Raw genomic sequence first — 13,984 nt, forward strand, 5'->3', positions numbered from 1 at the left:
AATCATGCTGATTCTGACCCGCCGGGTCGGTGAAACCCTAATGATCGGCGACGAGGTGACCGTCACTGTTCTGGGTGTCAAAGGTAACCAGGTTCGCATTGGTATCAATGCACCGAAAAACGTCGCGGTCCACCGCGAAGAGATTTACCAGCGCATCAAGAACGAGAACGATCCTGCCGGCCACACCGGGGACGACCAGGACCAGTAAAGCTCTTTACGGCTGAAGCAAGGACAAGTATCCTTGCTCGCTCGTTAAGGCACGTTCCTCAACGACGAACGTTCACGGAGAGTTGCCCGAGTGGCCGAAGGGGCTCCCCTGCTAAGGGAGTATAGGGTCAAAAGCCTTATCGAGGGTTCGAATCCCTCACTCTCCGCCAGTTTGCAAAAAGCCCTGTTTTTACAGGGCTTTTTTGTGGGCGGAAACATTGCATTGCAGGCGGCGGGATGGGGTATTCCCGGGGCGTGCCCGACCGGGCCTGCCGGGGCATTGGGACAGGCTCAGGACGATCGCAGGCCATGCGTTCAGCGGCCTCGGCGGCCCGATCGCGCCTTCGATCCTACGATCGAAATCGTAGGTTCATGACCTTTTAGCGAACGCAGCAACCTCAGCTGCGCTCCGGTGCACTCATGCGCTCAGAGCCGTTCCCCCGAACGTGTCGTAGCGAGTTCCATAGCAATGATGAATTCCACCGCAGCCACTTCCCATGGCTGCCTCGCGCCTTCGCCGACGACGGTTGCCCCGGCCACCCGCGCCGAACGCCTATCCAGCATCGATGTGCTTCGTGGATTCGCCTTGCTGGGCATCCTGGTGATGAACATCGACAGCTTTGGCGATGTGCAGGCGATGCACGACATTCCCTTCGGCACGTCGCTGGATGCCTTTGCCGGTCCGTATGCGCATCTGAATTTGGCGTTGTTCTACATCAAGTGGTTGTTCTTCGAAGGCAAGATGCGCGCCATGTTCTCGATGCTGTTCGGTGCCGGCGTCGTCCTGCTGACCCGTCGAGCTGAGAAGCGTGGGGCGGGCGACATGGCGGCGGACATCTACACGCGCAGGAACATGGTGCTCGTGTTACTCGGCCTGATCCACGGTTGCCTCATCTGGGGCGGGGATATCCTTTTCGACTACGGCCTGGTCGCGCTGCTTCTTCTGTATCCGTTGCGGAGAACGAGCCCAAGGGTACTGCTGGCGTTGGTGGCCATCTCTTCGTTGTTGAGCACCTTTTCGTACGAGTCCTACTTCCATATCGCGCAAAATATGAGCCTGTCCCGCCAGGCTGCGGCTGTCGCGACGAAAGAACAGCAGCATCAGCCGATCAGTGCTTCGGAGCGCTCCGTGCAGAAGGCATGGCAGGGAGTCGTCGACGCCCATCGCCTTCAGCCGCGCGAAGAGATCAAGAAGAGCGTCGAGAAGGAGCGCGAGCAAGGCTATTGGGAAGGCGTCGACGAACGCCTTGACCGTTACATCGGAACGAGTTTGTCGTTCCACGTCTATCTGATGCCCGATGTCCTCGCCCCGGCGCTATTGGGTATGGCGCTGTTCCAGCTGGGATTCCTTACTGCCGAGTTGTCGCTTGCGACCTACGTTTGGACGGCGGTGACAGGATTTGCCATCTCCGTGCCGCTGGTCATTGTCGGTGTGTACCGCACTTACGCGCACGGGCATTTCTTCTTTCTCAACAACGACGAGTGGCTGACCTTGCCCTACGATCTGCAGCGTTTGACAGGCATGGTGGCGATGACCGCTGTCGTCATGATCCTGATCAAACGGGGTGCTTTCAGGCGGATCCAGCGGCTCCTCGCGGCGGTGGGCAAGACGGCTTTGACCAACTACCTGTTGACCAGCGTGCTCTGCCAGTTTGTTTTCGTCTGGGGCCCGTGGAAATGGTTCGGCACGCTGCAGTACTACCAGCTGATGTACGTGGTCTTCGCCGTATGGGCCGTCAATCTGACCTTGAGTTCCCTGTGGCTGCGCTATTTTCGGTTCGGGCCGTTGGAATGGGTCTGGCGTTCGGCAACGTACGGAACGTTGCAGCCCATGCTCGCTCGCTCCGACGCAGGTTAGGCAGCGTTTACCTCATGGATGAGGGGTGGCGAGCCATTCGGTCGGACAAAGAAAAAGGCCCTGGAAGCTCGCATCGCTGCGGTTTCCAGGGCCTTGTTCTTCGAATATTGGTCGGGGAGACAGGATTCGAACCTGCGACTTCTACGTCCCGAACGTAGCGCTCTACCAGGCTGAGCTACACCCCGACGGGAGCCGCGTATATTAGCCATGACCTTGCCGATTCGCAACAGGTCGTCGCATCTTTTTTACAAATCGATGGCAGCCGGCTTTAGCGCAGGGCTGGCAGGCGGCCATCTGTTAATCTAAGCGGCTGCCGCGTGGCGGCTCCGACTAGCCTGTCCCAAGAGGAATTGCATGGCACTCACCCCGGCCCGCACCATGCCTGGTGTCCTCGAGCTCCTTCCGCTCGACCAGATCGCCTTCCAGCGCATGCTCGACACCATCCGTCGCAACTACGAGCGGTTCGGCTTCCTGCCGATCGAAACGCCGGTGATCGAGCACAGCGACGTGCTGCTGACCAAGAGCGGCGGTGAGACGGAGCGCCAGGTGTATTTCGTCCAGTCGACAGGCGCCCTGGGCGCGGCGGCGGAGAAGGGTGGCGTGCCCGAGCTGGCCCTGCGTTTCGACCTGACGGTGCCGCTGGCGCGTTACGTCGCCGAGCACGAACACGATCTCAGCTTCCCGTTCCGCCGTTACCAGATGCAGCGCGTCTACCGCGGCGAGCGGGCGCAGCGGGGTCGTTTCCGCGAGTTCTACCAATGCGATATCGACGTGATCGGCAAAGACTCGCTGTCGGTGCGTTACGACGCGGAGATCCCGGCGGTCATCTACAGCGTGTTCCGCGAGCTCAACATCGGCGCGTTCACCATCCAGCTCAATAACCGCAAGCTGATGCGCGGCTATTTCGAAAACCTCGGCGTCAGCGATGCCGAGCAGCAGATGCTGGTCTTGCGCGAAGTCGACAAGCTCGACAAGCGTGGCGCCGATTACGTGCGCGAGACCCTCACCGGTGACGCCTTCGGCCTGTCGGCGGAGGTGGCGGACAAGATCCTCGCCTTCGTCCAGGTGCGTTCGACCTCCGTGAGCGATGCCTTCGCCAAACTCGACGCCCTTGGTTCCGGTTCGGAGACTTTCGAGCAGGGCCGTGCCGAGCTGAAGGAAGTGCTGGCGATGATCCGCGACTTCGACGTCCCGGAAACGCATTTCGCCCTGAACCTTTCCATCGCCCGCGGCCTCGACTACTACACGGGCACGGTTTACGAGACGACGCTGAACGATCACCTGGGTATCGGTTCGATCTGCTCGGGCGGTCGTTACGAGAACCTGGCCGGGCAGTACACCAAGTCGCACCTGCCGGGCGTCGGTATCTCGATCGGCCTGACGCGCCTTTACTGGCAGCTGCGTGACGCCGGCCTGATCTCCACGGCGCAGAGCACCGTCGACGTGCTGGTCACGCAGATGGACGCCGCCCAGTTGCCGGCCTATCTGACCCTCGCCACCGAGCTGCGCAACGCCGGCATCGCCACCGAGGTCGTCCTGGAAGGCAGCAAGCTGGGCAAGCAGTTCAAGTACGCCGACCGCGCGGGCATTCGCTTCGTGATCGTCCTGGGCGAGGACGAGATCGCCAAGGGTGTGGTCACGGTGAAGGACCTTCGTCGTGAGGATCAGTTCGAAGTCGCGCGGACGGAACTGGTCAAGACCCTGCGTGTCGAACTGGCTCAGGCCGACATCGGTCGCTGAGCCTCATCCACCCCACCTCCCTTTTGCACGGCCAAAGTCCCCATGACCAGCAGCATCCTTCTCGACGGGCGTAGCCTCACACGCGGCCAGGTCGCCGCTATCGCGCGCCAGGGCGCCAGTATCCGCCTGGACGAGGCGCAGCTCGTCAAGGTCAAGCGCGCCGCGGACTTCCTCGCCGAGAAGGTCGGTGGCGGTGAGCCGATCTACGGCGTCACCACGGGTTTCGGCAGCAATGCCGACAAACTGCTTGGCGCGCACCGCGTGCGCGACGAACTGCCGGGTGGCAACCCGGAGCCGCGTGAAGGCACTTTGCTGGAAGAACTGCAGCACAACCTGATCATCACCCACGCGGTATGCGTGGGTAAGCCGTTCGGTGAGGACGTCGTGCGCGCCATGCTCGCCATCCGCGTGAACACGCTGATGAAGGGGCATTCGGGTATCCGCGTCGAAACCCTGCGTGCGCTGGCCGAGTTGCTCAACCGCAACGTCGTCCCGGTCATTCCGGAGAAGGGTTCGGTCGGCGCCAGTGGCGACCTTGCGCCGCTGTCGCATCTGGCGATCGTCCTGCTCGGTGGTGGCGAAGCGTTCTACGAAGGCGTTCGCATGCCGGGCGCCGAAGCGCTGGCCAAGGCCGGGCTCCAGCCCGTGCGCCTGTCCTTCAAGGAAGGCCTGGCCCTGAACAATGGCACCACCCAGATGCTCGCCACGGGTGTGCTCGCGCTGGACACGATGGACATGCTGATCCGCACGGCGGATCTCGCCGCAGCGATGACGCTCGACGCCTTCGCTGGCCGCAAGGGCGCTTACGCCGAACAGGTTCATGCCCTGCGTCCGCATCCGGGTCAGGTCGAGACGGCGAAGCAGATCAGCCACCTCCTCGAAGGGTCGACGCTGGCGGATATCGCTTACCACATGGTCCCGCGGTTCAAGCCGTGGCTGGCCGATTCCTGGTCCGAGCCGTCTGACCAGGCCTATCGCTTCGACATCAGCTGGGACTGGGTTCCGGCGACGCAGCGCCACGGCAAGGAAGCGTTCTATTCGCGCTTCCTCCCGTTCAAGGGCGGCAAGAAGCACCAGCCGCAGGATGCTTATTGCCTGCGTTGTGCGCCGCAGGTGCACGGCGCGGTTCGCGATGCATGGGAGCAGGCCTGCCGCGTGTTCGATATCGAACTGAATGCGGTGACCGACAATCCGCTGGTCTTCCCGGACGCCGAGAACGCCCAGGTGATCGAAGACCAGGTGATCTCGGCCGGCCATTTCCACGGCATGCCGCTGGCCCTGGCGATGAGCTACGTGAAGGCGGCCATTCCCGTGCTTGCCTCGATCTCCGAGCGCCGCACGGCAAAGCTGGTCGACCCGGCCAATAACGACGGCCTCCCGGCTTTCCTTATCGGCAACGAGGACGCGACCGATTCGGGCTTCATGATCGTGCAATACACGGCGGCGGCGCTCGTCAACGACCTCGCGACACGCGCGCACCCGGCGTCCGTTTACTCCGTGCCGACCAGCGCCAACGCCGAGGACCACGTGTCCATGGGTGCCAACGAGGCGCGTCACGTGCTCGAGATGACCGAGGACCTCGGTCACGTGCTGGCGATGGAGCTGTACACCGCCGCCCAGGCGCTGGAGTACCGTCAGGACATGCTCAACGCTGCGCGGACCCTGGCTCACCGTGGCGACTGGGAAGCCCTGGCGGCCAAGATCAACGGCGCGCCGCGCAGCGATTCGCCGCATTACGCCCGCTTCGAGACGGAAGTTCGGGCGCTCATGGATGCTCTCGCGCGCGCCGAAGATTTCCATGGCGGCGTTGCCGTCCGTGCCGCCCTGGCGACCCTGCGCGAGCACATCGCCTTCATGCAACGCGACCGCGCGATGGACGGCGACGTCCGCCTCGTGTGCGAGCTGGTCGCCTCCGGTCGACTGGTCGCCTGAGCAGGCGCTAGAGCGCGAAGAAGCGCAGACTGGCCGCCGCCTCGATCGCCGGCGACCAGTCGTCGAGCGTGCCGGCGCGAATACCGGCCAGATACTGGTAGAGCTGGGCATCGTTGATGAGGCCCAGCTTGGCCATGGCCGAGCGTTTCTGCCGGCTGATGGTTTTCAGGCTGCGGCCCATCGAGGCGGCGATGTCCACCAGCCCGTAGCCCTGCGCATAGGCCCGTAATACCTCGACCTCGCGTGGCGACAGGCGGGTGACGAGCTCGTCGGCGTTGTCGGCGCAGTCCGCTTCGTGGAAAAGCCGGCGTATGGCCGGGCTCAGGTACGAGCGCCCGACCTCGGCCGCGTGCACGGCCACCGGGATATCGCGAAGGCTGGTCCGCTTGTCGAAGATGGCGGCCACGCCCATGTCCAGGAGGGTGCGCAGGATGGCCGGATTGGACAGCATGGTCAGCACGACGATGCCGGTGGCCGGCCGGAGGGCGCGGATCCGACGGATCATCGGCATGCCGTCGGGCTGGCTGCCCTCGGGCATGGAAAAGTCGGTAACGACGACATCGCAGGGGTGGTCGGTGAGGGCATCGAAGAGGGCATCGGTATCGTGGGCACGCGCGACCACCTGGTAGCGGTGTGACTTCAGGATGGTCTCGACGCCCGCGACGACGACCGGATGATCGTCGGCAATGATCACGGTGCTCGACATGGCAGGGGCTCGCGAGGGTGGAAATGCCGCCATCTTGTCGACCGCCCCGTGTCGGGTATATGGAAGAAAAGCGCAATTGCGTGTCGGTGCTTGCCACGCCGAAGTTGTCGCGATACGATGGGTTATCGTATTAACGCGTTAGTACACTATGAAGCGTCGCTCGATCGACCCCGAAATGCCGGCCAACTCGGCCGAGACCAGTCTCTGCGAGGCCCTGCTTGGGCTCTCGAGCGTGGACGAGATGCGTGCCTTCCTTCATGACCTCTGTACCCCTGCCGAAATCGAGGTGATGGTGGACCGCTGGCGAGTGGTGCCTTTCCTGCTGGAAGGGCGGTCCTACCGCGAGATCCACGAGCGCACGTCGGTCAGCATCACCACGATCGGCCGTGTCGCGCGCTATCTCAACCAGGGCAGTGGCGGGTACATGGCCGCCGCCGCGCGTCGCAACCTCGCAGGTGTCGTATGAAGCCGCGCGATCGGCTGCGCATTGCCATGCAGAAATCCGGGCGGCTGACCGATCCTGCCCAGGAGTTGCTCGCGCGTTGCGGCCTGAAATTCCGCCAGAGCCGTGACAAGCTGTTCTGCTTCGGCGAAGGCGAACCGGTGGACCTCCTGCTGGTCCGCGACGACGACATCCCGGGGCTGATCGCCGAAGGGGTCTGTGACCTCGGTATCGTCGGTCGTAACGTGCTGCGCGAGTTCCAACTCACCAATCCGGACACGGGCGCCGGCATGGACGAGCTGCGGCCGCTCGGTTTTGGTCACTGCCGACTGTCCATCGCCGTGCCCCAGGAAGATGCCTACGATGGCCCGGCCCAGCTTCAGGGGCAGCGCATTGCAACGTCGTACCCGGGCTTGCTCGGCGAATGGCTGCGCAGCCACGGGGTCGACGCGAAGGTGGTGATGCTCGCCGGCTCGGTGGAAATCGCGCCGCGACTCGGCACGGCCGACGCCATCTGCGACCTGGTGTCCAGCGGCGCGACCCTGGTAGCCAACCAGTTGCGCGAGGCCGTCGTGGTGGTGGAGAGCGAAGCGGTGCTGGCCGGACGTCGCGAACTGCCGCTGGACGAGCGCGGCGAGATCGCCGAACTGCTCCTGCGCCGATTGGACGGTGTCATCCAGGTGCGCGACTCGCGCCTGATCCTGATGCAGGCACCGCGCGATGCACTGGCCGCGATCACCCGCCTCTTGCCCGGGCTGCCCATCCCTACGCTGACACCTGTCGATGGCGCACCCGATCAGGTGGTGTTGCAGGCCCTGTGTGCCGGCTCGGTGAGCTGGCGACAGCTCGAGGACATGAAACGCGCCGGTGCCCGCGACATGCTGGTGTTGCCGGTGGAGAAGATGCTGGCATGAAACGAATCGAATGGAACGGTCTCGACGCGGCAGGTCGCGAGGCGGCGCTCGCCCGTCCGATGCAGTCACGCGCGGCCGCTTTGCGTGACGGCACCGAGGCGATCATCGCGGATGTGCGCGCGCGCGGCGATGCAGCGCTCGTCGAACTCACGGCACGCTACGATGGCGCAAAGCTCACCGCGCTCGCCGTGACCGAGGCGGAATTCGCGGCGGCGGAAGCGCGGTTACCGGTCGAACTGAAAGCGGCCGTGCTCGAAGCCGCGGCACGCATCGAATATTTCCATCGTGCTGCCGCACCAACGCCGGTGAGCGTGGAAACCGCGCCCGGGGTTACCGTGGAACGCGTCCTGCGTCCGATCCGTCGCGTCGGGCTCTACGTGCCAGCCGGTGGGGCACCCTTGCCCTCGACCGCGATCATGCTCGGGGTGCCCGCAGCGATCGCCGGCTGCCGCGAGGTGGTGCTCTGCACGCCCGTGCAGGCGAATGGCCGTTGCGACGATGCGGTGCTGTTCGCTGCCAGGGCGACCGGTGTGACTCGCGTCTTCAAACTCGGCGGCGCGCAGGCGATTGCCGCGATGGCTTACGGCACCGCTTCCGTGCCCCGCTGCGACAAGCTGTTCGGGCCGGGCAATGCCTGGGTCACCGAAGCCAAGCTGCAGGTTGCCGGCGATCCGGCAGGCGCCGCGATCGACATGCCCGCCGGTCCGTCCGAGGTATTGGTCATCGCCGATGCCGACGCCGATCCGCGTTTCATCGCCGCGGATCTGCTCTCACAGGCCGAGCACGGTCCCGATTCGCAGGTGCTTCTGGTGAGTCCGTCGGCGGCGCAGCTCGACGCCGTGGAAATCGAAGTGGAGCGACAACGTCGCGAGCTTCCGCGTGCCGAGGTGGCCGCGAGCGCGTTGGGTGAAAGCCGGCTGATCCTGGTCGCCGACCTCGACGAAGCGGTCGAGGTCAGTAATCGCTATGCCCCTGAGCACCTCATCATCCAGACCGAGAACCCACGTGCGCTGCTCGATGCTGTCGAATCCGCCGGCTCGGTGTTCCTCGGCGAATGGACGCCGGAGTCGGTGGGCGATTACTGCAGCGGTAGCAACCACGTACTGCCCACCTACGGCTACGCGCGCAGTTACAGCGGCGTCTCGGTGGCTAGTTTCCAGAAACAGGTGACGGTGCAGGAGCTCTCGGCCCAGGGTCTGCGTAACATCGGTCCCTGCGCGGCGATCCTCGCCGAAGCCGAGCAGCTCGAGGCCCACCGCCGGGCCGTCACTCTCCGGCTCGCCGCCATGGATGCTGCCGCATGAGCATCCTCGACCTGGCACGTCCGGATATCCGCGCGCTCGCGCCGTACTCCAGCGCCCGGATGGAAGCGCAGGGAGGCACGGTCCTGCTCAACGCGAACGAGTCGTCGCGGCCGCCGAATATTCCCGGTGGCGAGGGACTCAATCGCTACCCCGATCCGCAGCCGCGCGGGCTGGTGGAGACCCTCGCCGAACTCTACGGAACCGCCGGCGATCGGGTTCTCGTGACCCGCGGGAGCGACGAATCGATCGACCTTCTCGTGCGAGCGTTCTGTCGTGCGGGTGAGAGTGCCGTGCTCATCTCGCCGCCCACCTTCGGCATGTACGCGGTGTGTGCGCGTATCCAGGGCGCGGCGGTCATCGAATCACCGCTCAGTCGCCACGGTGTGCTCGACATCGATGCGCTCCTGGCCGCGGTCACGCGGGCTACGCGTATCGTCTTCGTCTGCACGCCGAACAACCCCACCGGCAACCTCGTCGATCGTGACGATCTGGAACGCATCGCGAAGGCGCTCGAGGGCCGTGCCTTGCTCGTGATCGACGAGGCTTATGCGGAATACAGCGGCCTCGCCAGCGCGGCCTCGCTGATCGACACCTACGACAACGTCGCTGTGCTGCGCACGCTGTCGAAGGCGTGGTCGCTGGCGGGCGCCCGTGTCGGCACGTGCATCGCGCGATCGGAAGTGATCGGGCTGCTGCGCCGGATCATCCCGCCGTACCCGCTGCCTTCACCGTGCGTGGATGCGGCCATGGGCGCGCTGTCGTACGAAGGTCGGCGCGTGCAGCGGCACCACCTGCACGAGATCCTCAACGAGCGCGCGCGCATGTTCGTCGCCCTGCAGGCATTGCCGGGCGTGAGGGAGGTGATGCCATCGCACGCCAACTTCCTTGCCGTGCGCTTCGACGATGCGGCAGGGACGTATCGCCGACTTCTCGCCGCTGGCGTGGTGGTACGCGACGTGTCCCGATACGCCGGACTGGAAGATGCCCTGCGCATCACCATTGGTACCGGTAACGAGAACGATCGCGTGCTGGCCGTGCTGCGCGCGGGAGCGCCGGCATGAGTCGCAAGATCCTTTTCGTTGATCGCGACGGCTGCCTCATCGAGGAGCCGGCCGACCAGCAGATCGACAGCTACGAGAAGCTGGCGCTGATGCCCGGGGTGATCGCCGCCTTGCAGCGTTGCGTCGCTGCCGGATACGAGTTGGTGATGGTGACCAATCAGGATGGCCTGGGCACGCCTTCGTTTCCGCAGGCGTCCTTCGATGGACCGCATGCCTTGCTGGTGAACATCCTTGCGTCGCAGGGCATCACCTTCCGCGAGCAGCTGATCGACCGCAGCTTCCCGCACGAAAACCTCGACACCCGCAAACCGGGCACCGGGCTTGCACGGCACTGGCTGGCCGACGATAGCTGGAGCCGCTCGCAGTCGGCCATGATCGGCGACCGCGACACCGACCTCGTGTTCGCAGCCAACCTCGGTGTACGCGGTTTCCGCGTGGGTGCCGACGGCGCGAGCTGGGTCGAGGTGGCGCATGCGCTGCTCGATGCGCCGCGCACGGCCGAGGTGCTGCGCAAGACGAAGGAAACCTCGATCCGCGTGAACGTGGATCTCGACCGCATCGCCGAGCCGAACGTGCATACCGGCCTGGGCTTCTTCGATCACATGCTCGAGCAGATCGGCAAACACGGTGGCTTCGCCCTGAGCCTCACCTGCGAGGGCGACACCCACATCGACGAGCACCACACCATCGAAGACTCCGCGCTCGCGCTGGGCCAGGCGCTCCGGGAGGCGTTGGGCGACAAACGTGGCATCGGCCGCTATGGCTTCGCGCTACCGATGGACGAGAGCGCGGCGCGGGCGGAACTGGACCTGTCGGGTCGGCCGTACTTCGTCTTCGAAGGCAGCTTCCCGCGCGACCGCGTGGGCGACGTGCCGACCGAGCTCGTGCCGCACTTCTTCCGTTCGCTCTGCGAGACGCTGGGCGCAAACCTGCACCTCACCGTGCGTGGCGAGAACGCGCACCACATGGTCGAGGGCTGCTTCAAGGTGGTCGCCCGCACGCTTCGACAGGCGATTCGACGCGAAGGTGCCGAACTGCCGAGCACCAAGGGAAGCCTCTGATGAAGGTGGTTCTCGTCGACGCGGGCGGTACCAATATCGGCTCCGTGCGTTACGCCTTGCAGCGCCTTGGCACCGATGCCGAACTCACCTCGGACGCGGCACGTATCCGCGCGGCGAGTCACGTGATCCTCCCGGGCGTGGGTGCCGCGGCGCCGGGCATGCGCATGTTGCGCGAGGCTGGCCTGGTCGATGTGCTGCGTGGGCTCACCCAGCCGGTGCTCGGCGTTTGCCTGGGTATGCAGCTGCTGTGCGAGCGTTCGGAAGAAAGCGACACGGCCTGTCTCGGGGTCATCCCGGCCACGGTTAAACGTTTCGCCGAAGCGTCGGGCCTGCGCGTGCCGCACATGGGCTGGAACACGCTGCAGGTGACGGTGCCGCATTGCCTCACGGCCGGCCTGCGTGAGGGCGATACGGCGTACTTCGTCCACAGCTACGCTGTCCCGACCGGTCCTTACACCCTGGCGGCGAGCGAGCACGGCACGCCGTTCTCGGCCGTCGTCGCCGCCGGCAATTTCATGGGCATGCAGTTCCACCCCGAGCGATCGGCCGGCGTGGGCGCCCAGCTTCTGCGGAACTTTCTCTCCCTATGACCCTACCGATTCCCGCTATCGACCTGCGCGAAGGCAAGGTTGTCCGTTTGTTCAAAGGTGACTACGCGCAACAGACCACGTTCGCCTTCGAACCGGAAGCGCTGGCGGCGCGTTATGCCGACGATGGCGCGACGTGGCTGCATGTCGTCGATCTAGACGGCGCGCGCTCGGGCCACTTCGAAAATCTCTCGACCATTGCAGGTATCGCTTCGGGTGGCCGGTTGCGCGTGCAGGCCGGTGGCGGCATTCGTGACGAGGAGGGCGTTCGCCGGCTGCTCGATGCGGGTGTCGAGCGCGTCGTTGTCGGCAGCGTCGCCATTCGTGATCCGGAGGCGGTGGCGGCATGGATCGGTCGCTACGGTTGCCATCGCATCGTGCTCGCTCTGGACACGCGTTTTCGCGATGGACTATGGAAGCTGCCCAGCGCGGGCTGGACGGCCGACGAAGTCCACACGCTCGACGATCTCGTGCCCTGGTACGAGGCCGCCGGGGCACGCCACCTGTTGTGTACCGACATCGATCGCGACGGTACGATGAGCGGCCCCAACCTGGCGCTTTATCGTCATCTGGCCACACTGGCGCCCGGCCTCGATGTGCAGGCGTCCGGTGGTGTGAAGTCGCTCGCCGACGTCACCGATCTCTCGTTGCAGGGCGTCGCCGGCATCATCCTCGGACGTTCGCTGCTGGAGGGCGCTTTCGGCCTGCGCGACGCCATCGCGACGGCCGACAAGGCGAACGCGACATGCTGAGCCGTCGCATCGTTCCCTGCCTGGATGTGCGCGACGGGCAGGTCGTCAAGGGCGTGCGTTTTCGTGACCACGTCGTCGTCGGCGAGATCGTCGAGCTGGCCCTGCGTTATCGCGACGAGGGCGCCGACGAGTTGGTGTTTTACGACATCACGGCCAGTCCGGAAGGGCGTCGCGTTGATCGTAACTGGGTGGAGCGCGTGGCGCGCGAGATCGATATCCCGTTCTGCGTTGCCGGCGGCATCCGTAGCGTCGACGACGCGCGCGAGGTGCTTCATGCTGGCGCCGACAAGATCTCGATCAATTCGCCCGCGCTCGAGCGCCCCGCGCTCGTAAGCGAGATCGCCGACGCCTTTGGCGTGCAGTGCGTGGTCGTCGGTGTCGACAGCCTGCGCGACGAAGACGGCGAATGGCGTGTTCGCCAGTACACCGGCGATCCGTCGCGAACCAGGGCGCTACGCAAGGGTACGCTCGAGTGGATCGACGAAGTGCAGACGCTGGGCGCTGGTGAAATCGTCCTGAACTGCATGGGCACCGACGGCGTACGTCGTGGTTACGACATCGAACAACTGGCCGCGGCACGCGCGATCACCCGCGTACCCCTGGTCGCCTCCGGCGGCGCAGGCATCCCCATGCATTTTGCCGAGGTGTTCAAGGACGCCGACGTAGATGCGGCGCTTGCCGCGAGCGTCTTCCACAGTGGCGACATCGGCATTCCCGCGCTGAAGCGCGAGCTGCGCATGCAGGGTATCGAGGTAAGGCTATGAACGAGACGACTCCCGATTTCGCCAAGGGCGACGGACTGGTGCCGGCGATCGTGCAGCACGCGCATTCGGGCGAAGTCCTGATGCTCGGCTACATGGACGAAGCCGCGTTGGCGAAAACGCGCGCCAGCGGCCTGGTGACCTTCTTCAGTCGCAGCAAGCAGCGTTTGTGGACAAAGGGCGAGACCTCGGGTGACTCGCTGGCCCTCGTCGATATCCGTCTGGACTGCGATGCGGATACGTTTCTGGTGCGTGCCATACCCGCCGGCCCGACCTGCCACACGGGCACGTCGAGCTGCTTCGGTGGCGACGTCAAACCCTCGCTGGGTTTCCTCGGCGAACTCGATGCCCTGGTCGCGTCCCGGCACACGGAACGGCCGGACGGCAGCTACACGACGAAGCTGTTCGAAGGCGGCATTCGCCGCATGGCGCAGAAAGTGGGGGAGGAGGGTGTCGAAACGGCGCTCGCCGCGGTTGCCGAAGGCAACGACGCCCTGATCGGCGAGGCCGCCGATCTGGTCTTTCATCTGATGGTGGTACTGCGCGCGCGCGGCATCGGATTCGATGCCGTGGCGGCAAAACTAGCTGCCCGCCACGCGGGCTGATAAGTACATGTAGGAGCCGATTCATCGGCGAAAAGCCAACGAAGCGGTGAGGCC

At 64.9% G+C, this 13,984-nt stretch carries 14 protein-coding genes and 2 tRNA genes; 14 read left to right on the top strand and 2 right to left on the bottom strand.

Annotated elements, in window-relative coordinates; genetic code table 11:
* Positions 1-4 precede the first annotated feature (4 nt).
* The 3 genes from csrA (at position 5) to BJI69_RS14010 (ending at position 2,065) form a co-directional block, all read left to right on the top strand.
* Positions 5-208 carry a carbon storage regulator CsrA gene (gene csrA, locus BJI69_RS14000; protein WP_046966111.1) on the top strand — a complete coding sequence of 68 codons (204 nt, stop codon included), beginning with the start codon at positions 5-7 and terminating at the stop codon, positions 206-208.
* Positions 209-284: 76 nt separating this feature from the next.
* Positions 285-377, top strand: a tRNA-Ser gene (locus BJI69_RS14005).
* A gap of 416 nt (positions 378-793) precedes the next feature.
* Positions 794-2,065: a DUF418 domain-containing protein gene (locus BJI69_RS14010; RefSeq protein ID WP_162200964.1), complete on the top strand. Its 1,272-nt coding sequence runs from the start codon at positions 794-796 to the stop codon at positions 2,063-2,065.
* Between the two features lie 108 nt (positions 2,066-2,173).
* On the opposite strand, the gene BJI69_RS14015 is transcribed toward BJI69_RS14010, so the two are convergent.
* Positions 2,174-2,250 (bottom strand) — tRNA-Pro (locus BJI69_RS14015).
* A gap of 169 nt (positions 2,251-2,419) precedes the next feature.
* Here BJI69_RS14015 and hisS point away from each other — a divergent pair.
* Positions 2,420-3,805 (top strand): histidine--tRNA ligase, encoded by a 1,386-nt coding sequence (gene hisS, locus BJI69_RS14020; RefSeq protein ID WP_046966109.1) that lies wholly within the window; start codon positions 2,420-2,422, stop codon positions 3,803-3,805.
* 42 nt (positions 3,806-3,847) lie between these two features.
* Positions 3,848-5,737 (top strand): HAL/PAL/TAL family ammonia-lyase, encoded by a 1,890-nt coding sequence (locus BJI69_RS14025; RefSeq protein ID WP_046966108.1) that lies wholly within the window; start codon positions 3,848-3,850, stop codon positions 5,735-5,737.
* Between the two features lie 7 nt (positions 5,738-5,744).
* On the opposite strand, the gene BJI69_RS14030 is transcribed toward BJI69_RS14025, so the two are convergent.
* Positions 5,745-6,443: a response regulator gene (locus tag BJI69_RS14030; RefSeq protein WP_052767019.1), complete on the bottom strand. Its 699-nt coding sequence runs from the start codon at positions 6,441-6,443 to the stop codon at positions 5,745-5,747.
* A gap of 148 nt (positions 6,444-6,591) precedes the next feature.
* On the opposite strand from BJI69_RS14030, the gene BJI69_RS14035 reads away from it, so the two are divergent.
* From BJI69_RS14035 to hisIE, 9 genes are read left to right on the top strand one after another with little or no spacing between them, the layout of a single operon-like run.
* Positions 6,592-6,909, top strand: a complete 318-nt coding sequence (locus BJI69_RS14035; protein ID WP_046966107.1) for a YerC/YecD family TrpR-related protein — start codon at positions 6,592-6,594, stop codon at positions 6,907-6,909.
* Positions 6,906-7,799 (top strand): ATP phosphoribosyltransferase, encoded by an 894-nt coding sequence (gene hisG / locus BJI69_RS14040; RefSeq protein ID WP_046966106.1) that lies wholly within the window; start codon positions 6,906-6,908, stop codon positions 7,797-7,799. The genes BJI69_RS14035 and hisG overlap by 4 nt, the downstream gene beginning before the upstream one ends.
* A complete protein-coding gene (gene hisD, locus BJI69_RS14045; RefSeq protein ID WP_046966105.1) occupies positions 7,796-9,103 on the top strand; it encodes a histidinol dehydrogenase in 1,308 nt (435 codons plus the stop codon). Before hisG ends, hisD begins: the two co-directional genes overlap by 4 nt.
* A complete protein-coding gene (gene hisC / locus BJI69_RS14050; RefSeq protein WP_071924978.1) occupies positions 9,100-10,164 on the top strand; it encodes a histidinol-phosphate transaminase in 1,065 nt (354 codons plus the stop codon). The genes hisD and hisC overlap by 4 nt, the downstream gene beginning before the upstream one ends.
* Positions 10,161-11,225, top strand: a complete 1,065-nt coding sequence (gene hisB / locus BJI69_RS14055; RefSeq protein WP_046966103.1) for a bifunctional histidinol-phosphatase/imidazoleglycerol-phosphate dehydratase HisB — start codon at positions 10,161-10,163, stop codon at positions 11,223-11,225. The genes hisC and hisB overlap by 4 nt, the downstream gene beginning before the upstream one ends.
* The gene (hisH, locus tag BJI69_RS14060) at positions 11,225-11,815 is read left to right on the top strand and encodes an imidazole glycerol phosphate synthase subunit HisH (protein WP_046966102.1); all 591 of its coding nucleotides are present in this window, start codon (positions 11,225-11,227) and stop codon (positions 11,813-11,815) included. Before hisB ends, hisH begins: the two co-directional genes overlap by 1 nt.
* Entirely contained in the window at positions 11,812-12,564 is a 753-nt protein-coding gene (locus tag BJI69_RS14065; RefSeq protein WP_046966101.1) for a 1-(5-phosphoribosyl)-5-[(5-phosphoribosylamino)methylideneamino]imidazole-4-carboxamide isomerase, read from the top strand. Before hisH ends, BJI69_RS14065 begins: the two co-directional genes overlap by 4 nt.
* A complete protein-coding gene (gene hisF / locus BJI69_RS14070) occupies positions 12,558-13,328 on the top strand; it encodes an imidazole glycerol phosphate synthase subunit HisF (RefSeq protein WP_046966100.1) in 771 nt (256 codons plus the stop codon). Before BJI69_RS14065 ends, hisF begins: the two co-directional genes overlap by 7 nt.
* A complete protein-coding gene (gene hisIE / locus BJI69_RS14075) occupies positions 13,325-13,930 on the top strand; it encodes a bifunctional phosphoribosyl-AMP cyclohydrolase/phosphoribosyl-ATP diphosphatase HisIE (protein WP_046966099.1) in 606 nt (201 codons plus the stop codon). Before hisF ends, hisIE begins: the two co-directional genes overlap by 4 nt.
* Positions 13,931-13,984 lie beyond the last annotated feature (54 nt).

The sequence above is a fragment of the Luteibacter rhizovicinus DSM 16549 genome (assembly GCF_001887595.1).
Taxonomy (GTDB): Bacteria; Pseudomonadota; Gammaproteobacteria; order Xanthomonadales; family Rhodanobacteraceae; genus Luteibacter; species Luteibacter rhizovicinus.